Here is a 20,124-nt window from a genome sequence, read left to right as displayed (position 1 = left end):
CTTCGACAGGCTCAGGGCGAACGGGGATGGAATGAAGCAACCTCGTGGAGGGACCGTGAGTCCATCCAATGGCGGCCTCACCACGTTGGTGGCTCGGCCGCTCCAGGCCATTTACTTGTAGTACCCACCTTTTTTCATCTCACGCTCTGCGGTCACCTGGCTGGCCTTGAGCGCCGCGTCCACCGTGGTCTTGCCCGCCAGGGCTGCACTCATCTGCTGGCCCACAGCGATGCCGATGGCCTGGAACTCCGGGATGGCGGCAAACTGCACGCCCACATACGGGCTCTTGGGCAGGGTCGAATCGGTGGGGTTGGCCGAGTCGATGGCCGTCTTTTCTGCGGCGGCAAAGCGGGCGGCTTTCTGGAACTCAGGCGACGCGTAGGTGCTCTTGCGCGTGCCGGTGGGCACATTGGCCCAGCCATTGGTCTTGGCCACGAGCTGGATGTAGTCCTTGCTGGTGGACCAGGTGATGAACTTCTGCGCGGCATCGACCTTCTTGGAGCCTGCAGGGATGGCCAGATTCCACGACCACAGCCAGTTGGCGCCCTTGGGCGTGTTCATGGTGGGGGCCTGGGCAAAGGCCATGTGCTCGGCCACCTTGGACTGCTTGGGGTCGCTCACGAACGAGGCGGCAATGGTCGCATCGATCCACATGCCGCACTTGCCGGAGTTGGTGAGTGCCAGGATTTCATTGAAGCTGTTGGACGACGAGCCGGGGGGGCCGTAGGTCTTGAGCAGGTCGACGTAGAACGTGATGGCGTCCTTCCAGGGCTTGGATTCGAGCTGGGGCTTCCACTGCATGTCAAACCACTGGCCGCCAAACGTGTTGACCATGGTGGTGATCAGGGCCATGTTGTCGCCCCAGCCAGGCTTGCCACGCAGGCAGATGCCATACACGCCGTTCTTGGGGTCGTGCATCTTGGCGGCCAGGTCTTTGATCTGCGGCCAGGTGGGGCGCTCGGGCACCTGCACGCCGGCCTTGTCGGCCAGGTCCTTGCGGTACATGAGCATGGAGCTTTCGGCATAGAACGGCGCGGCAAACAGCTTGCCGTCCACCGACAGGCCGCTGCGCACGGCGGGCAGCAGGTCGTCTGCGTCGTAGGCAGCGTCGGTCTTCAACTCTTGCAGCCAGCCCTTCTTGCCCCAGATGGGCGCTTCATACAGGCCGATGGTCATCACGTCGAACTGGCCGCCCTTGGTGGCGATGTCGGTCGTCACGCGCTGGCGCAGCACGCCCTCTTCCAGCGTCACCCACTTGAGCTTGATGTCGGGGTTGGCCTGCTCGAAGTTCTTGCCGAGCTTTTGCATCTCGATCATGTGGCCGTTGTTCACGGTGGCGATCACCAGCTCGGTCTGCGCGTGGGCGGCTGCGCCGCACAGCGAAACGGCCAGGGCAGCGGCCAGGGCCAGGCGCTTGGGCACAGCGACACGGTGGGAATGTGGCATCGGAATGTCTCCTCTGTAATAGGTATGAGGTGTGGGAATCTGCCGTTCAACGCCGGTGCAAGCACGCAGGCACTGACGGACTGAACGATACCGATGCTGCAATGCTCGATTGGTACTCAAGCCGCCAACAAAGATACTAATTTGCACCAGATGGTCAGGATTTATACCTAGAAAGATCAATTTGGTATCTATCGATGCCATCCCGGCGCGGTGGGTGTCACCCAGGCCACCGCGTCGCTACAAAATATGCAGCTACCAGCATAGATAAACCAAGCACTCCAAGCCCATTGCCGACCTACCCGTCGGCGCGGGCACAGGGCCGCATAAAATCCAGCAGCACGCCTACCGTTGCAACAGCCCCGATGGCTTCGCGCGTGGTGCGCGTGCATGTGCCACGCTCCGCCCCCTGTGATGAGCCTTCTTTCTTTCGCCATGAACCAGCCCCTTGCCGCCACCGCCCGCCCCGTGCGCTCTCAGTACGAGGACTTCATGCGCCACGTGTTCACCCATGGCGTGGACAAATCGGACCGTACCGGCACGGGCACCCACAGCGTGTTTGGCCACCAGATGCGGTTTGACCTGAAAGAAGGCTTCCCGCTGGTCACCACCAAAAAGGTGCACCTCAAATCCATCATCCAGGAACTGTTGTGGTTTCTGACGGGCTCCAGCAACAACAACTGGCTCAAGGAGCGCGGCGTCAGCATCTGGGACGAATGGGCGCGCGAAGACGGCGACCTGGGCCCGGTGTATGGCGTGCAGTGGCGCAGCTGGCCCGCGCCCACCCCAGACAATCCCCGCGGACACATCGACCAGATCAGCGAAGTCATCCAGACCCTGAAGACCAACCCCGACTCCCGCCGCATCATCGTGAGTGCCTGGAACGTGGCCGAACTGAACAAGATGGCCCTCATGCCCTGCCATGCGTTCTTCCAGTTTTACGTGGCGCCTGCGCAAGAAGCGGGCGGACGTGGCACGCTGAGCTGCCAGCTGTACCAGCGCAGCGCCGACATTTTTCTGGGGGTGCCGTTCAACATCGCCAGCTATGCGCTGCTCACGCACATGGTGGCCCAGCAATGCGATCTGGACGTGGGCGATTTCATCTGGACGGGCGGCGATTGCCATATTTACAGCAACCACCGCGAGCAAGTGCAAACGCAACTTGCGCGTACGCCCTACCCCTACCCGGTGCTCCACATCAAACGCCGGCCCGAGAGCATCTTCGACTACCAGTACGAAGACTTCGACGTGGTGGACTACCAGTGCCACCCCGCCATCAAAGCCCCCGTAGCGGTCTGAACCCCTGACCCCACGCGACCCCGGCTGCCCACCTGCATGGTGCCGCCGTGGTGCCCCGCCCCTCCTCCTTTTTTAGTCCACATCGAGAACTTTCATCCATGTCTTCCGGCGGATTTCACGTACACGGCCCCCACGACCACGCAGTCGAACATGCCACCCAGGGCCACGGCGACCATGCATCGGACCACGGCACCGAGGGCGGCAATGGCTCGTCGATGAACAAGATCGCCATGTTCACGGCCATCGTGGCCACGGTGGGCGCCATCTTTTCGTACATGGGTGGCGCCACGCAGGCCACTGCGGGCTTGATGAAGAACGATGCAGCGATCAAGAAGACCGAGGCCTCCAACCAGTGGAATTATTTCCAGGCCAAGAGCACCAAACAATCCCTGGCCGAGCTGGCCCGCGACCTGACCCCTGCCGAGCCCGAGAAAGCCAAGTACCAGGGCAAGATTGACCGCTACGAAAAAGAAAAGAACGACATCAAGACGGTGGCTGAAAAACTGGAGGCCGATGCCCATGCCTTCGACCAGCAAAGCGAAGGCCAGATGCACCAGCACCACCGCTGGGCACAGGCCACCACCGCACTGCAGGTAGCGATTGCACTGGCGGCCATCGCCCTGCTGACCAGGAAGAAGTGGCTCGAATACGGCATGTATGGTGTGGCCGCTGTGGGCCTGGGCGTGGGCGCGCTGGCGTTCCTGCACATCTGAGTTGCTGCCCAGCCACTGAGCACCCGCCATGCCTTTGCACCTCATCTACGCCCGCGCCGCCAATGGGGTCATTGGCAAGGACAACGCCCTGCCCTGGCACCTGCCTGAGGACATGGCGCACTTCAAACGGCTCACACAAGGCTGCCCCGTGATCATGGGGCGCAAGACCTGGGACTCGTTGCCCCCGCGTTTTCGCCCGCTGCCCGGACGCACCAACATCGTGGTCACACGCCAGGGCGAATGGCAGGCCGCAGGCGCATTGCGCGCGGCCAGCCTGGCAGAGGCCATGGCGCAGTGCGACGCAGGCCAGACGGTGTGGGTGATCGGCGGCGCGCAGATCTATGCCGAGGCCCTGCCCCTGGCCGACTGTGTGGAGGTGACCGAGATCGACAAAGACTTCGACGGTGACGCCCACGCCCCTGCGCTGGGCGCCGCATGGACCGAGTCCGCACGCAGCCCCCATGTCAGCACCAATGGCCTGCCCTTCAGTTTTGTGACCTACGTCCGCGCTCCCTGAGCGCACCCGGGTCTTTTACTCACTTATTGATAGCTTCCAGCGCTTTATAGAAAAGCGCTACAGGCCAAAAACCTATGCAAATCGCCACCTGGAACGTGAACTCCCTGTCGGTCCGCCTGCCCCAGGTGCTGGCCTGGCTGGATGCCAACCCGGTCGATGCGCTGTGCTTGCAGGAGCTCAAGCTCACCGACGACAAATTTCCGCACGATGCGCTCCAGGCGGCCGGCTACGAAGCGGCGGCCTTCGGTCAGAAAACCTACAACGGTGTCGCGATCCTGAGCCGCCACCCACTGCGCGATGTGGTGCGCAACATCCCGGGCTTCGGGGATGAGCAGTCCCGCGTCATCGCCGCCACGCTGGACACGCCTGCAGGCCCATTGCGCCTGCTCAATGGCTACTTCGTGAACGGGCAGGAGCCGGGGTCGGAAAAGTTCGCCTACAAGATGCGCTGGCTGCAGGCACTGCAGGACATGGTGCGCGCCGAGTTGGCGGCCCACCCCCGCCTGGTGCTGGTAGGCGATTTCAACGTGGCGCCGGAAGACCGTGACTCCTACGACCCGGTGGGCCTGCGCGAAACCATCCACCACACCACCGAAGAGCGCAACCACTTCCAGGCCCTGCTGGCCCTGGGGCTGACGGATGCGTTCCGCATGTTCGAGCAGCCTGAGAAAAGCTTCTCCTGGTGGGACTACCGCATGCTGGGTTTTCAGAAGAACCGGGGGCTGCGCATCGACCACATCCTGGTCAGCGACGCGCTGCGCGAAGGCGTGACCGCCTGCGTGGTAGACCGCGCCCCGCGCAAGAACCCCCAGCCCAGCGATCACACACCGGTCGTTGTCACGCTGGGCTGAATCGGGCGCCCCCCGCCGCACAGCGGTGGCCAAAACCCAAAGGCTGCAAGGCAAAACCTTGCGCCTTTTTTACGCAAGGGGTGCTCCGCAGGCGGTGACGGTGCCACCCAGCCCCGCCACGCACCAGATTCTGCGGTCACGCTGCGCCGCAAGTGCGGACCATCAGCGCTGCGTGGAGAAACCCTCGCGCAGCGCACGCACCTCATCGTGATTGCGCTGTGCGCCCCTGGATTGCCGCTCTACCAGCGCGCGGACCTCCAGCGGCAAGGGGGTCTTCAGCGCCCTGTGATAACGGGCCACAGCGGCATCCTCGCCCCGCTCACACTCCTCCAACACGGCCTTGTCGTCCTGTGTGGACAGCGCCGTCTTGACCGACACCCAGCCCCGGTGCAGCGCACCCGCCACGGTGCCGCCCAGGACAGGGTCACCGTTAAGACGGCGGATTTCATGCTCCAGCTCCATGGCCGCTGCCGCACATTCACGCGAGTGACGCTGGAAGATGCCCTTGAGCTGGCCTGACTCGGCATGCTCGGCGCAGGCGTGAAACCCATACTCGCCATCGCGCGCCGATTCCAGCAGGTCATTGAGCACATCGACCACGTCTTCGGCGTCAATCAGGTCCAATGGGCGCTGCTCGGCCAGCGCGCGGCGGTCTGCAGCACGCTCCCAGGCGGCACGCGTGGCGGGGCGCACATCGGTCCAGGCCAGGCCATCGGCGCCATGGCGGGCCCGCCAGTCGTCGGCCAGGCGGGGTTCAATGGTGTCAAAGTTGCCATCGTGGCGGCCCACCGACGACCAACCCAGCTCGTACGCGGGGCGGTACTGCTCATAGGTGCGCCCACCCACGTAGTAGGGCTCGCGGTGGTAGGTATCGCGCCAATAGGCGTCCTCCTCGGTGGGGTTGACGGCCTCGGCTGCGGCCTTGCCTGCCAGGCCGCCTGCAACAGCCCCTGCCACGCCCCCGACGGCAGCCCCCACAGGGCCGCCCAAAGCGCCGACCGCTGCCCCGGCAGCGGCCCCTCCCAGGGCAGCTCCCACGCCTGTCCCGACGGGATGAGCGCCTGGCTCGTTGGTCAAAGGGTCACGGTTGGCATCGTTGAAATCCGACATAAGAAGTCTCCGGTTGGTTGACAGTGACTTCATTGTTGAAGCGACCACCGGAGCGCCAGGTCGGCCCACGGAGGGCCTGCGTGTAGGACATGGACCAGCGCGGGCGGGCCACCAAAGGCCCGCCCACGCTCAGGCGCCGATGGAGGCACCAGCGCAAGTTGGCGCTAAAAATTGCTATCAATTAAATAGCTACCAGCGCAATAAAATCATGCGCTAGCGGCCATTTTTATGCCTCATCCGGGGCATCGAGTCCCAACTCCTGGATCTTGCGCGTGATGGTGTTGCGCCCAATACCCAGGCGCTGCGCTGCCTCCATGCGGCGCCCGTGGGTGGCCACGAGCGCGGTGCGGATGAGCCGTGACTCAAAACGCCGCGTCAGTGCATCCCAGACCTCAGGCTGGCCACCGGCCAACAGTTTTTGTGCCTCAGCCTCCAGCGCCTGCTCCCAGCTGTGGGCTGGCGTGGCAGGTGCTGCCGCCACATCGGCAGACCAGGAGGGCAAGGCTGCCGGCGATGCCACAGCAGGGTGTATGCCTCCCACCATCTCGGGAGGATGTGCCAGTGCGGCAGTTGCTGCCGTAGCGGCTGCCGACGGGGCCACCGTGGCCACGGGCAGGGACGTCACGGTGGTCGGGGCCTCGCCCGCCGCCACCGCCGCCCGCACAGGCGGCTGAAAAACAGGGGCTTCCAGTACCTCGGGCGGCAGGTCCTGCAGTGAGATCACCTGCGCGGGTGCCATCACCGTGAGCCAGTGGCAGATGTTCTCCAGCTGGCGCACATTGCCCGGAAACGCAAACTGCTCCAGCCGCGCCAGCGCCGAATCGGCAATGCGCTTGGGCTCTACCCCAAGCTGCCGTGCGCTTTGCTGCAGAAAGTGGCGCGTGAGCATGGGCACGTCTTCGTGGCGCTCGCGCAGCGCGGGCAGGCGCAGGCGGATCACGTTGAGGCGGTGGAACAAGTCCTCGCGAAAGCCGCCGTCCTTGACGCGCCTTTCGAGGTCTTGGTGGGTCGCAGCAATCACGCGCACATGGGCCTTGACGGCAGCATGGCCACCCACGCGGTAAAACTGCCCGTCCGACAACACGCGCAGCAGGCGGGTCTGCAGGTCAAACGGCATGTCGCCAATTTCGTCGAGAAACAGCGTCCCGCCTTCGGCCTGTTCAAAGCGGCCACGCCGCTGCGTCTGCGCACCGGTGAAGGCGCCGCGCTCATGACCGAAGAGTTCGGATTCCAGCAAATCCTTGGGGATGGCCGCCGTGTTGATGGCCACAAAGGGACCATCCGCGCAGGGCGAGTGCTTGTGCAGCGCGCGCGCCACCAGCTCCTTGCCCGAGCCCGATTCACCCGTGATCAGCACCGTGACCTGGCTCTGACTGAGCCGGCCGATGGCGCGAAAAACGTCCTGCATGGCGGGCGCCTGGCCCAGCATTTCCGGAGCAGCGGTCTGGCGCTCTTCGGTAACTTCTTCGCGCTGGCTTTCTTCCACCGCGCGACGGATCAGCTCGACCGCCTTGGGCAGGTCGAACGGCTTGGGCAGGTACTCGAAGGCTCCGCGCTGAAAGGCCGAGACGGCACTGTCGAGATCGGAGTACGCCGTCATGATGATGACTGGCAGGCCCGGTTGCAGCTCGCGGACTTTTTCCAGCAACTGCAAGCCGGAGCCACCCGGCATGCGGATGTCGCTTACCAGAATCTGGGGTCCCTGCCGGGCAGGGTCACCTGCGGTGACATCCGCGAGCGCGTCGAGCACTTCGCGGGGGTGCGTGAAACTGCGCGTGGGCAGGTTCTCGCGGGCCAACGCCTTCTCCAGGACGAAGCGGATCGAGGGGTCGTCATCTACTATCCAGATCGGCTTCATATCTTTTTCTTACCTTCCCTGTGGTTGCGTGTCAGGGACCATCGTGCGCTTTTAAGGCAAGGGGATCAGGATTCGGAAGTCGGTGCGACCCGGTACGCTGTCGCATTCGATCAACCCATGGTGGCGCTGTACGAAGGTTTGTGCCAACGTCAGCCCCAGCCCTGATCCGCCGTCCCGTCCCGACACCAGCGGGTAAAAAATCCGCTCTTTGATGGCATCGGGTACGCCCGGTCCGTTGTCGATGACATGCAATTCCAGTGCCAGCCGATAACGCTGGCGACCAAACGTGACCTGACGGGCCACGCGGGTGCGCAACGTGATCACGGCGTCCCCTGCGGCAATGCGGTCTGTCAGTGCCTGGGCAGCGTTTTGCACGATGTTCAGCAAGGCCTGAATGAGCTGTGCGCGGTCGCCACGGAACTCCGGAATCGAGGTGTCGTAGTCGCGCTGGACCTTGAGGCCCTGCGGATACTCGACCAGCACGAGTGATCTCACGCGCTCACACACCTCGTGGATGTTCACGTCGCCCACCAGATGGGGGTGACGGTGCGGCGCCAGCAGGCGATCGACCAGACTTTGCAGACGGTCGGCCTCATGGATGATGACCTGCGTGTATTCGGTCAGCTCGCGGCTTTCCAGCTCCATCTCCAGCAACTGCGCCGCGCCCCGGATGCCACCCAGCGGGTTCTTGATTTCATGCGCCAGGTTACGGATCAGCTCCTTGTTGGCCTGGGCCTGTTCACGCAGCCGCTCTTCGCGGTCCTGGCGTGCCTGCTGCTCCAGGGGCCAGAGTTCCACCAGGATTTCTCCCACTTGTTCGGCATCAGCCACATTGACATGCACAGGCACCGGGTCCTGGTGCAGGCGCTTCAAGCTGGCTTCGTAGCGCAGCGCGGCAAAGTCCTTGCCACGCGCACCCGCCAAGGCCGTCTGTAACAGAGCCGGGTCGGTAAAAAAGGTGGAGAAGTCGGCACCTTCGAGCGTGCGCCGCGACAGGCCCAGGGTGTTTTCCAGGGCTGCGTTGGCAAACTGCACCGCACCATCGTCCGCACGCAGCACCGCCACGAGGGTGGACATCAGGTCCAGGGAATGAAAACGCCCGGTGTCAGTACCAGGCAGATCGGGGGAATGCGGGAGACTCACACGCAGTGGCCACATTTAGTTGGCAGGCGCCGGCAGGCGGGCGATTTCGCGCTTGATCCCGGCGATGTCGCTTTCACTGCGGGCCACACTGGCCTTGAGTTCGGCCGTGCGCTCCAGGTAGCGCTGGGGATTGCGCAGATCGAGCGCATTGCGCTCGGGGGCTCCGCCGTTGTATTCCTTCACCAAGTCGGCATGGCGCCCTTCTGCCTTGCGCAACTCGGACTCCAGGATGGCCCGGGCATCTGAGTCGCGGGCTTTTTGGTCATTGTTGCTGACCTTGGGTGCCGTGGCGGGTGATGTAGCAGCAGATGCACCAGAAGGCGCAGCACCCGAAGCGGGCCTGCTACCTTGGACGACAGTGACGTTACCCCCTTCAACCAGCTTGCAGCCACGCTCCTTGGCTTGGCTGGCGTTGTTGGTGTATTCATTGCCGCAGCGGTAAATACGGTCTTGCGCCCAGGTGGCCGGAACCGTGGAAGCGATAAGTAGCAGAGTGATGAGCGTTTTTTTCATTCGGTTTCCTCGCACTGACATGCAGGGGAGCAAGGAGTATCCCCCAATCACTACACATCTCCAATCCGACAATAGCTGACCTTGGCGGGGCTTTATATAAGGATGCAACACCTGCGGCCTTGGTTCCGCGCAGACAACAAGCCGCACAGGGCCCCAATGAAAAAAGGCGGCTTGCGCCGCCTTTTTGGAGTAACAGTCTGCAGGCAGACGATTACAGCGAGTAGTACATGTCGTACTCGACAGGGTGCACAGCCATGCGGAAGCGGGTCACTTCATTCATCTTCAGATCAATGTAGGCATCGATCATGCTGTCGGTGAACACACCACCCTTGGTCAGGAACGCGCGGTCCTTGTCCAGGTGTTCCAGGGCCTGGTCCAGGCTGTGGCACACGGTAGGAACCAGCTTGTCTTCTTCTGGAGGCAGGTGGTACAGATCCTTCGTAGCGGCTTCGCCGGGATGGATCTTGTTTTCCACGCCGTCCAGACCCGCCATCAGCAGGGCTGCGAAACCCAGGTAGGGGTTCATCAGTGGATCGGGGAAGCGCGCTTCCACGCGACGACCCTTGGGGTTGGCCACGTAAGGGATACGGATGGAGGCCGAGCGGTTCTTGGCCGAGTAGGCCAGCTTCACCGGGGCTTCGAAGTGAGGCACCAGGCGCTTGTAGCTGTTGGTGCCTGGGTTGGTGATGGCATTCAGTGCACGGGCGTGCTTGATGATGCCTCCGATGTAGTACAGCGCGAAGTCGCTCAGACCGGCGTAGCCGTCGCCTGCAAACAGGTTCTTGCCATCCTTCCAGACCGACTGGTGCACGTGCATGCCGGAGCCGTTGTCACCATGGTAGGGCTTGGGCATGAATGTCGCGGTCTTGCCGTAGGCATTGGCCACGTTGTGGATCACGTACTTTTGCAGAATCGTCCAGTCAGCGCGTTCGACCAGCGTGCTGAAACGGGTACCGATTTCGTTCTGGCCAGCGCCCGCCACTTCGTGGTGGAACACTTCGACGGGAATACCCAGCGACTCGAGGATCAGGGACATTTCAGCACGCATGTCTTGTGTGCTGTCCACCGGAGGCACCGGGAAGTAGCCGCCCTTGACGGTAGGACGGTGGCCACGGTTGCCGCCTTCAAGCTTGGCGCCGGTGTTCCAGGGCGCTTCGTACTCGTCGATTTCGTAGAAGGTGTTGTTGGGCTCGGTGCTCCAGCGAACGCCGTCGAAGATGAAGAATTCTGGCTCGGGACCAAAGAAAGCGGTATCACCCAGGCCGGACGCCTTCAGGTAGGCTTCCGCGCGCTTGGCAATGGAGCGGGGGTCGCGGTCGTAGGCCTTGCCGTCGGTGGGCTCAATCACGTCGCAGGTCAGGATCAGCGTCGTTTCTTCAAAGAAAGGATCGATGTTGGCCGTGCTGGGATCGGGGATCAACTGCATGTCGGAGGCTTCGATGCCCTTCCAACCGGCAATCGACGAACCATCAAAGGCATGGCCCGAAATGAACTTGTCTTCGTCGAAGTGAGAGACGGGCACCGTGGTGTGCTGTTGTTTGCCACGGGTGTCAGTAAAACGGAAGTCAATGAATTTGACTTCGTTTTCCTTCACCATCTTCATCACGTCTGCAACGGTCTTGGCCATCAGGTTCTCCTGGGTAAAGCGCTTGTTGAAAAAAGATTTTGCCGAAATAAAAGCAGTTTGCGTGCCAGCCAAGTGCACTACCGCACTATGAAGGAGCGCCGCAGACTATGGGTTGGCACGGCATCCGCTCAAAAGCACCAAAACAGTGCAATTCATGAATCGACACAGGGCATCACAGGTTTCGCACCAATTCAGGGCCACAATTTGCACCAAAATCGTGCAACCCCTTTTTCAGCTCCTGCCAAGCAGCAGGAACCGAGGGAGCAGGCCCTTTGACACCCAATTCGATGTGCCGCCCGTATTGTGGATGATCCACGCTGGGCAGACTGAACACCCGCACTTGCGGATGCATTTTTTCGATGCGCTCCATGAGGGGCGTCAAAGCAGCCTCCATCGCGCCATAGACCACCACAGACTGTTCGGTCTGAGGCGTGCGATTGAAGAACTCCGTGTAGCGCTGGTCCAGCACCCCTTCGATCATGGGCCAGGCCATGACGGGAAAGCCCGGAACAAAGTGCACCGCACCGCCGCCTGCGCCTATGCAACTGAAGCCGGGTATCTTGTTGTACGGGTTCGAAATGATGCTGGCGCCGGCCGGAAACATGCCCATGTTGAGCCGGTGAATGTTGTCGGGCCGATCGGCCTCGTACGGCACGCCCTGCTCCTGGGCAACATCCTGCATGCGCTCGCGGATCAAGGCTTCAGCCTCTGGGTGCAGAGCAAGCTCGCGCTGAAGGGCCCGGGCTGCACATTGGCGCGTATGGTCGTCGGGGGTGGCGCCTATGCCGCCGCATGAAAACACCACATCGCCCGATGCGAAGGCTCGCTGCAAGGTGGCAGTGATCCGATCTGGGTTGTCCCCGACATAGTCAGCGTAAGCGAGAGAAAGGCCACGTGCCGCGAGAAGTTCAATCACCTTGGGCATGTGCTTGTCAGCGCGCTTGCCCGACAGGATTTCGTCGCCCACGATGATGAGGCCAAAAGAAGGGGTCATGGTGTGGGGGTTCCGTTAGCAAGGGATTCAGAAACGGGCAAAGACGCTACAGGGGGCGCAGCTCCCGTCACAACGGCAGCGGGTGTGGCCCCAGGCCCAGCGGGCTCTACAGACTCGGCACGCAATCGTTGCAGCGCAGCCAGGCCATAGTGGGTAAACCACAACGATGAGAACGCAAACACCAGGGTGTAGATCCAGATGGCCAACGGCACGAGAACAAAGAACGCAGCCGCAAAGACCACCCCGGAGGCCCACACGATGCTGGGCGCAGCGCCCAGATAGCCCGTGACTATGCCAATGCTCAGCAGACTACTGCGGTGGCGGCGGAATATCTCCTGGCGCTCTGCTTTGCTGGCATGGTCTGCCAAAGCATCGAACACCATCACACGGTACGTGAGCCAACCCCAGATCAAAGGCGGGAGGACAAGCACGAGCGGCGGCACGAGCCACAAAGGAATCGACACCACCAAGGCGATGAGCGCCAGAACCGTGGAACCCACCGACCAAGCGACACTGGCAATGAAGGATCCCCCCTTCTTGCGCTCCAGGCTCGGGAAACGCCGGTCAGCCACCAGGGCGACCAAAGCCGGAGTCATGAGCACCGCCACCATCAGCAGCGAGACAACCACCAGCACCGGAGCCACTGCCAGAACCACCATCAACGGAGCCATCACGGCCGTCACATCCCCCATCCCCCAGCCCTGCAGCCAACTCCAGATGCTGGCCAATAACGTAGAAGCATCCAGTAGCGCGCGCATGCCCAGGACTGCTGCATCCCAATAGAAATGTCCCAGCCCCAGGGCCAAAGCCGCCATCAACAACAGCGGCAACAGCGACAGGACAATGACACGAGGCCGCAGGCAATACGCCGCTGCACGCCAGAAAGAATCGAGCAGTAATCCCATGGAAGCAAGCATACCCCGAGCACCCGCCCAAGGGGTCAAGCCTTCCCAAACAGCCGCAATACGCCACGCCACTGCTGAGACCAGAAGCCCGTGCCGTAGTCACGCAATTGGCCATCAGGACCGGGCTCGACCTGATCGCGCACGCCGGTAGGGTCAAAGCGCAATTCGAAATTGGCCGTCCGCATCAGCATGTCCCACCAGGGCAACAAGACGCCGAAGTTGTGTCCACCCAGCACCACGTGGGGTTCCCCTGCCTTGGCTGAAGAGGGCGCACCTGTAGAGGGCTTGATCGTCTCGTGGCCGATGCCGATGCTGTGGTGGAGGCGATGAAAACGCGGACTGACCCACAAGCGCTCACCCCAGCGACCAAACCACAAACGAACATTGGCGTGCTGAAAGCTCTCGCTCAACTGCGTAATGGCCAAGATGGCGATGAACTGGCCCGGCGCCACACCGATGAGTTGCGCGACGATCACCAAAATCGCGTCCCTGAGCAGGTCGTCGAGCAGGTGGTTGCGGTTGTCACTCCACATGGTCATCTGCTGCTGCGCGTGGTGCAGAGAATGCAGCCGCCACCACCATTCAAAATGGTGCTGCCCCCGGTGAATCCAGTAATCTACAAAATCAAACACCACCAGATACAGCAACAAGCTGACCCAGGGGAGGTCAGTCAGGCCAGGCCAGAGTCCATCCAACTGAAAAGTACTGACGCCCGCCACACGCAGAGCGCCAAACAGGGAGTCGGCCAGCGGATCGACAGTGAAAAACAAAGCCAGCCGGAACACGCCCAAGCGGTGAATCAGGGTGTAGAGAATGTCCGTGCGAACGGTTGCCCGCTGGGTCAGCGGCTCCACAGGCCACAGGCGCTGCAGGGGCCCAATCACAGCCACGATCACCGCCAGTTGCAGCAAGCCCACCAGCAGCCAGCCCGAGGCCTCGTAGCCGTTCTCCAGCAAACTTGCCAGGCCCATCGAAAACATCATCGGCTGTAACACGCTCTCGAAAAGCCATTGCTGAACACCATCAAACAAGCCGCCAAGCCATCCCATCACATTGCGCTCCCTTGGTTGCAACACACGCACAAAACCGGGCCGCCCCATGCGCTTGCCTTGCGACTGATCATCACTGTGACACCTGTACTACCGGCCTGCGCCGTATTGAGGATGCTCTCGCAAGGTACGGAAACAAAAACCTTGCTGCTTGAGCCCCACAATCAGCGGCTCCAGCACAGCAGGGGCCCAGGGATCTTTGCGCGACCAGATCCCCAGGTGCGCCAGGAGAATATCGCCACTGCGCACGTCCCGCAGTGCCTTGCGCAACAACGCGGCATTGCTGGTCGTCTCGCTAGGAAGCTCATCCCCCAAAAAACCGGCGGGAGACCATCCGACGTGGGTGTACCCGCACGCTCGGGCGCTGGCAATCAACTGGGGGGACGTTTTGCCTCCTGGCGCACGGAACAAGGGCAACGGGGATTTACCTGTCACCATCTTGAGCCGATCTGATGCCAAACTGATCTCTGCGCAATAGTCGGCGGCCGACATCACAGAGTCCTGCCCCTCGCGCATTCCAGCCGAAGGACGCACCCGAAATGAAGGGCTCTCGGTACTGCCCATATCGGCACGCCAGTAAGTGTGGTTCCAGGTGTGCGAGGCAAACTCATGCCCCTCCGCAGCACGGGCGTGCCACCAAGGCGCCCAGTGCTCACCCAGGCTACCGTCCCCTTGCTTAGTCCGTTCGTTCGCGGCAAAGAACGTCACCCGGACTTGTTGCCGATTCAGCACATCGGCAACCAAAGGCGCGATCTCCATGTGCCCAGTGTCAAAGGTCAGATACAGCGGCTTATTACAGTCTTTTTGGGCGATAGCGCAAGCAACATAAGCATTCAACGCTATAAATAATATAGCAAACCAACGCAGCCGGCTTTTTGCAATAAGCTGCCGCTCGCCCCTCTGCTGATCCAAACCCGCCACGACCCGTTACCGCGGAGCGTGATGAAGCGTCCAGACACCGTGGGGTGACTTGCCCACCGCGACTTGCCTGACAACCTTCTTGGTTTCCGTGTCGACCACAGAAAGCTTGCGGGCCCACCGTGAGCTCACGTAGATGAAGCGGCCATCTGCTGACACATCCATACAGTCGGGTCCGCCCGGCACGGGATACGACTCCACAACCTGTTGCGTCACCATGTCGATCTTGCTGATGGAATTGGCTACTCGGTTGCTCACATAAAGGTGACGACCATCCCCCGCAGCACGGAAGGCATGCGCTCCATTGCCCGTCTTGATCTTCTTGATGCTGGCAGGCTCACGCCCCGAGACATCGAATACTTCGACACTGTCGCTGCCCGTCAGGCCCACAAAAATACGCTTGTCATCAGGGCTGCCATAGACATCAGCGGGCATGGCACCGGTCTTGATCCGCCACTTGATGGTCTGGGTGGCAATGTCGATGGCAATTAGCTCGTCACTGTCTTGCATGGTCGAGTACACCGTGGTGCTCCGACTGTCGATCCACAAGTGGCTAGGGGTACGCGATGTGGCCACTCGCTGCACAAGGGTCAGTTCTTTCCCGTCCCAGCGATAAAAATCCACATGGTTCAACCGATTCGCAGCCGTGATGAACCACTTCATGTCGGGACTGAATCGAAGGTGATAGGGGTCAACAATACCCCTCACCGTGCGCTGCACCTGGGCAGTACGGGGGTCGACAAAAGTCAGCGTGTCACCAAGCGCATTGGCCACAATGATCGACTTTTCGTCGGGTGTCAGGTAGAGATGATGTGGCTCTTTGCCTGTTGGAATCCGGGCAGTCTCGGTCCAAGACGTCGGATCAATGACGCTGACATTGGCTTCCAGCGAATTGAGAACGAACAAAGGAGGCTCTGCTGCACTAGCGCCTCCCAGAGAGAACCAGAACCCACAGAGGGCAACGCACACTCGCGCAATCGAGAAAATCTTCACAGAACCACTTTCAACACAGCCTGCGAGTGTATCTCTGCACCCGCCCACTGCCCGATACGGGACAAGTAACAACGTGGATATGGCGTGAACATTGACCAAAGTCACGTAAATACCCATGGTCACGCATGCAGACAACCGACATGTTCATGGTGCTGCCAATCCACGAACATCTTCCTTTAGGGGATTCGATTCAACAGCAACAGATCATCCTCGCTCAGCCACTTCCAGGATCCAGGTGCCAAGTCGGCCGGCAGATTCATCGCGCCGATGCGGGCGCGGTGCAAGCCTTCGACACGATTGCCAACGGCTGCGAGCATGCGCTTAACCTGATGGTATTTCCCTTCCGTCAGGGTCAGATCCATTCGATGGTTCGAAACCACTTCGCAGGCAGCGGCGCGGACCGGTTTCGGGTCATCGTCAAGCACAACACCAGCCAACAATTTAGACACCTGGGATTCATCCACGGGGTGCTTGGTGGTAACTTCGTAAATCTTGGGAACATGTTTTTTTGGTGAGCTCATTCGATGAATGAACTGACCGTCATCACTCAAAAGCAGCAGACCCGTCGTGTCCTGGTCCAATCGCCCTACCGCCTGCACCCCTTGCACAGCACTTTTCGTCGGCCGTTGACGCAACGGAGCCGGCAAAAGGGTGTAGATGCTGGGATACGTAGAGGGCTTTTGAGAGCACTCGGTCCCAGCGGGTTTGTGCAACAGCACATAGGCCTTAGCATGGTATGGCCAGTCAACGCCCTGCACCCGTAAAAGCAAGCCGTCGGGTTTGTACTCGGCAGTGGCATCTGTACAGGGCAGGTATTCGGCAGCCGAAGACGACTCACACACAGAAACCCAGCCTTGCTGAATCAGTCCAGCACAGACCCGACGCGTACCAAAGCCCTGCGAATACAAAATATCTTGAAGCTGCATAAAGGAAATGGGATTGAACCAACCTACCAATTATTTTCCTATCCCCAAACGCAAAACCCCCCAGTCCTTTGGAGACTGAGGGGTTTGGGGCTATAAGAGCCTGACGATGACCTACTTTCACACGGGAACCCGCACTATCATCGGCGCAAAGTCGTTTCACTGTCCTGTTCGGGATGGGAAGGAGTGGTACCAACTTGCTATGGTCATCAGGCATAACTTGGAGTCGTCCTGCTCTTGGAGCAAGACAACGAATTCATAGAGTGGAATCAGATTTTATGTGTTTTGACTGCGTCAACTTGGCATAACAATCTTTGAGCTTTCACGCACAGCGTGTTGGCTATCAAAGTTATAGGGTCAAGCCTCACGAGCAATTAGTATCAGTTAGCTTAACGCATTACTGCGCTTCCACACCTGACCTATCAACGTCCTGGTCTTGAACGACTCTTTAGGGGGCTCAAGGCCCCGGCAGATCTCATCTTGAAACGAGTTTCCCGCTTAGATGCTTTCAGCGGTTATCTCTTCCACACTTAGCTACTCGGCAATGCCACTGGCGTGACAACCGATACACCAGAGGTGTGTCCACTCCGGTCCTCTCGTACTAGGAGCAGGCTTCCTCAAATCTGCAGCGCCCACGGAAGATAGGGACCAAACTGTCTCACGACGTTTTAAACCCAGCTCACGTACCTCTTTAAATGGCGAACAGCCATACCCTTGGGACCGGCTACAGCCCCAGGATGAGATGAGCCGACATCGAGGTGCCAAACACCGCCGTCGATATGAACTCTTGGGCGGTATCAGCCTGTTATCCCCAGAGTACCTTTTATCCGTTGAGCGATGGCCCTTCCATACAGAACCACCGGATCACTATGTCCTGCTTTCGCATCTGCTCGACTTGTCAGTCTCGCAGTTAAGCACGCTTATGCCATTGCACTATCGTCACGATGTCCGACCGTAACTAGCGTACCTTCGAACTCCTCCGTTACGCTTTGGGAGGAGACCGCCCCAGTCAAACTGCCTACCATGCACTGTCCCCGATCCAGATAATGGACCTAGGTTAGAACCTCAAACACACCAGGGTGGTATTTCAACGTTGGCTCCATGACATCTAGCGACATCACTTCAAAGCCTCCCACCTATCCTACACAGATCTGTTCAAAGTCCAATACAAAGCTACAGTAAAGGTTCATGGGGTCTTTCCGTCTTTCCGCGGGGAGATTGCATCATCACAAACATTTCAACTTCGCTGAGTCTCAGGAGGAGACAGTGTGGCCATCGTTACGCCATTCGTGCAGGTCGGAACTTACCCGACAAGGAATTTCGCTACCTTAGGACCGTTATAGTTACGGCCGCCGTTTACTGGGACTTCAATCAAGAGCTTGCACCCCATCATTTAATCTTCCAGCACCGGGCAGGCGTCACACCCTATACGTCCACTTTCGTGTTTGCAGAGTGCTGTGTTTTTATTAAACAGTCGCAGCCACCGATTTTTTGCAACCCCGTTGGGCTCGCCTTGTACAGGTTCACCTACTTGGGGCATACCTTCTCCCGAAGTTACGGTATCAATTTGCCGAGTTCCTTCTCCTGAGTTCTCTCAAGCGCCTTAGAATACTCATCTCGCGCACCAGTGTCGGTTTGCGGTACGGTCGTCAATAGCTGAAGCTTAGTGGCTTTTCCTGGAAGCAGGGTATCACTCACTTCGTCTGCAAGCAGACTCGTTATCACCCCTCATCTAAGCCCGGCGGATTTGCCTACCGAGCACGACTACAGGCTTGAACCAACATATCCAACAGTTGGCTGAGCTAACCTTCTCCGTCCCCACATCGCACTATTGATCGGTACAGGAATATTGACCTGTTTCCCATCAGCTACGCATCTCTGCCTCGCCTTAGGGGCCGACTCACTCTACGCCGATGAACGTTGCGTAGAAAACCTTGCGCTTACGGCGAGGGGGCTTTTCACCCCTTTAACGCTACTCATGTCAGCATTCGCACTTCTGATACCTCCAGCATCCGTTACCAGACACCTTCACAGGCCTACAGAACGCTCTCCTACCACTTGCAATAAATTGCAAATCCGCAGCTTCGGTAACTGGCTTAGCCCCGTTACATCTTCCGCGCAGGACGACTCGATCAGTGAGCTATTACGCTTTCTTTAAATGATGGCTGCTTCTAAGCCAACATCCTGACTGTTTTAGCCTTCCCACTTCGTTTCCCACTTAGCCAATTTTAGGGACCTTAGCTGGCGGTCTGGGTTGTTTCCCTCTTGAGTCCGGACGTTAGCACCCGGTGCTCTGTCTCCCAAGCTGTACTCGTCGGTATTCGGAGTTTGCATAGGTTTGGTAAGTCGCCATGACCCCCTAGCCTAAACAGTGCTCTACCCCCGACGGTAATACTTGAGGCACTACCTAAATAGTTTTCGGAGAGAACCAGCTATTTCCAAGTTTGTTTAGCCTTTCACCCCTATCCACAGCTCATCCCCTAGTTTTGCAACACTAGTGGGTTCGGACCTCCAGTACCTGTTACGGCACCTTCATCCTGGCCATGGATAGATCACTTGGTTTCGGGTCTACACCCAGCGACTGATTCGCCCTATTCGGACTCGATTTCTCTACGGCTTCCCTATTCGGTTAACCTTGCCACTGAATGTAAGTCGCTGACCCATTATACAAAAGGTACGCAGTCACCCTTGCGGGCTCCTACTTTTTGTAAGCATGCGGTTTCAGGATCTATTTCACTCCCCTCCCGGGGTTCTTTTCGCCTTTCCCTCACGGTACTGGTTCACTATCGGTCGATTACGAGTATTTAGCCTTGGAGGATGGTCCCCCCATATTCAGACAGGATTTCTCGTGTCCCGCCCTACTTGTCTCTAACTTAGTACCACACGTCTGTTTTCGCATACAGGGCTATCACCTGCTATGGCCGGACTTTCCATTCCGTTTTGCTAACAGTCGTGCTATCACTAGAAGGCTCTTCCGATTTCGCTCGCCACTACTTTCGGAATCTCGGTTGATGTCTTTTCCTCGAGCTACTGAGATGTTTCAGTTCACCCGGTTCGCCTCGCATGACTATGTATTCATCATGCGATACCTCTTGCGAGGTGGGTTTCCCCATTCAGAAATCTCCGGATCAAAGCTTATTTGCCAGCTCCCCGAAGCTTATCGCAGGCTATCACGTCTTTCGTCGCCTGTAATCGCCAAGGCATCCACCACATGCTCTTAGTCACTTGACCCTATAACTTTGACATCTCTTTCAAGATATCGCCATCA

16 protein-coding genes and 2 rRNA genes are annotated in these 20,124 nt (G+C 59.6%); 4 read left to right on the top strand and 14 right to left on the bottom strand.

Features of this window, described 5'->3' with window-relative positions; translation table 11 throughout:
* Positions 1-111: 111 nt before the first annotated feature.
* Positions 112-1,446, bottom strand: coding sequence for a sugar ABC transporter substrate-binding protein (locus CLU85_RS08870; RefSeq protein ID WP_100409943.1), 1,335 nt, complete (start codon positions 1,444-1,446; stop codon positions 112-114).
* A 432-nt stretch (positions 1,447-1,878) separates the two neighbouring features.
* On the opposite strand from CLU85_RS08870, the gene CLU85_RS08865 reads away from it, so the two are divergent.
* The 4 genes from CLU85_RS08865 (at position 1,879) to xth (ending at position 4,823) form a co-directional block, all read left to right on the top strand.
* Complete coding sequence (locus CLU85_RS08865) at positions 1,879-2,742, top strand: thymidylate synthase (RefSeq protein WP_100409942.1); 864 nt, start codon at positions 1,879-1,881, stop codon at positions 2,740-2,742.
* Positions 2,743-2,840: 98 nt separating this feature from the next.
* Positions 2,841-3,455, top strand: a complete 615-nt coding sequence (locus CLU85_RS08860; protein WP_100409941.1) for a DUF4337 domain-containing protein — start codon at positions 2,841-2,843, stop codon at positions 3,453-3,455.
* A 28-nt stretch (positions 3,456-3,483) separates the two neighbouring features.
* Positions 3,484-3,972, top strand: coding sequence for a dihydrofolate reductase (locus tag CLU85_RS08855; RefSeq protein ID WP_100409940.1), 489 nt, complete (start codon positions 3,484-3,486; stop codon positions 3,970-3,972).
* Positions 3,973-4,046: 74 nt separating this feature from the next.
* Positions 4,047-4,823 carry an exodeoxyribonuclease III gene (gene xth / locus CLU85_RS08850; RefSeq protein ID WP_100409939.1) on the top strand — a complete coding sequence of 259 codons (777 nt, stop codon included), beginning with the start codon at positions 4,047-4,049 and terminating at the stop codon, positions 4,821-4,823.
* Positions 4,824-4,985: 162 nt separating this feature from the next.
* Here xth and CLU85_RS08845 read toward each other — a convergent pair whose 3' ends face one another.
* The 13 genes from CLU85_RS08845 to CLU85_RS08785 form a co-directional block, all read right to left on the bottom strand.
* Entirely contained in the window at positions 4,986-5,933 is a 948-nt protein-coding gene (locus CLU85_RS08845) for a PA2169 family four-helix-bundle protein (protein WP_100409938.1), read from the bottom strand.
* Between the two features lie 226 nt (positions 5,934-6,159).
* Positions 6,160-7,791 (bottom strand): nitrogen regulation protein NR(I), encoded by a 1,632-nt coding sequence (ntrC, locus tag CLU85_RS08840; protein WP_100409937.1) that lies wholly within the window; start codon positions 7,789-7,791, stop codon positions 6,160-6,162.
* Between the two features lie 51 nt (positions 7,792-7,842).
* Positions 7,843-8,868: a nitrogen regulation protein NR(II) gene (gene glnL / locus CLU85_RS08835; RefSeq protein WP_100412450.1), complete on the bottom strand. Its 1,026-nt coding sequence runs from the start codon at positions 8,866-8,868 to the stop codon at positions 7,843-7,845.
* 81 nt (positions 8,869-8,949) lie between these two features.
* Positions 8,950-9,447: a hypothetical protein gene (locus CLU85_RS08830; protein WP_100409936.1), complete on the bottom strand. Its 498-nt coding sequence runs from the start codon at positions 9,445-9,447 to the stop codon at positions 8,950-8,952.
* A gap of 211 nt (positions 9,448-9,658) precedes the next feature.
* Positions 9,659-11,074: a type I glutamate--ammonia ligase gene (glnA, locus tag CLU85_RS08825; RefSeq protein WP_100412449.1), complete on the bottom strand. Its 1,416-nt coding sequence runs from the start codon at positions 11,072-11,074 to the stop codon at positions 9,659-9,661.
* 172 nt (positions 11,075-11,246) lie between these two features.
* Positions 11,247-12,068, bottom strand: coding sequence for a molybdopterin-binding protein (locus CLU85_RS08820; protein WP_100409935.1), 822 nt, complete (start codon positions 12,066-12,068; stop codon positions 11,247-11,249).
* Positions 12,065-12,973 carry an EI24 domain-containing protein gene (locus tag CLU85_RS08815; RefSeq protein ID WP_100412448.1) on the bottom strand — a complete coding sequence of 303 codons (909 nt, stop codon included), beginning with the start codon at positions 12,971-12,973 and terminating at the stop codon, positions 12,065-12,067. Before CLU85_RS08815 ends, CLU85_RS08820 begins: the two co-directional genes overlap by 4 nt.
* A 35-nt stretch (positions 12,974-13,008) precedes the next feature.
* A complete protein-coding gene (locus tag CLU85_RS08810) occupies positions 13,009-14,022 on the bottom strand; it encodes a sterol desaturase family protein (RefSeq protein WP_100412447.1) in 1,014 nt (337 codons plus the stop codon).
* A 90-nt stretch (positions 14,023-14,112) separates the two neighbouring features.
* Positions 14,113-14,874 (bottom strand): polysaccharide deacetylase family protein, encoded by a 762-nt coding sequence (locus CLU85_RS08805; protein ID WP_255409687.1) that lies wholly within the window; start codon positions 14,872-14,874, stop codon positions 14,113-14,115.
* Between the two features lie 75 nt (positions 14,875-14,949).
* Complete coding sequence (locus CLU85_RS08800) at positions 14,950-15,933, bottom strand: YncE family protein (RefSeq protein WP_100409934.1); 984 nt, start codon at positions 15,931-15,933, stop codon at positions 14,950-14,952.
* Positions 15,934-16,109: 176 nt separating this feature from the next.
* On the bottom strand, positions 16,110-16,859 hold the full coding sequence (locus CLU85_RS08795) for a 16S rRNA pseudouridine(516) synthase (RefSeq protein ID WP_100409933.1): 750 nt from the start codon (positions 16,857-16,859) through the stop codon (positions 16,110-16,112).
* A gap of 98 nt (positions 16,860-16,957) precedes the next feature.
* A 5S ribosomal RNA gene (gene rrf / locus CLU85_RS08790) occupies positions 16,958-17,070 on the bottom strand.
* Between the two features lie 139 nt (positions 17,071-17,209).
* A 23S ribosomal RNA gene (locus CLU85_RS08785) occupies positions 17,210-20,087 on the bottom strand.
* Positions 20,088-20,124: the final 37 nt, after the last annotated feature.

The organism is Acidovorax sp. 69 (genome assembly GCF_002797445.1).
Lineage (GTDB): Bacteria > Pseudomonadota > Gammaproteobacteria > Burkholderiales > Burkholderiaceae_C > Acidovorax.
This window is presented reverse-complemented; position numbering and strand designations above follow the sequence as displayed.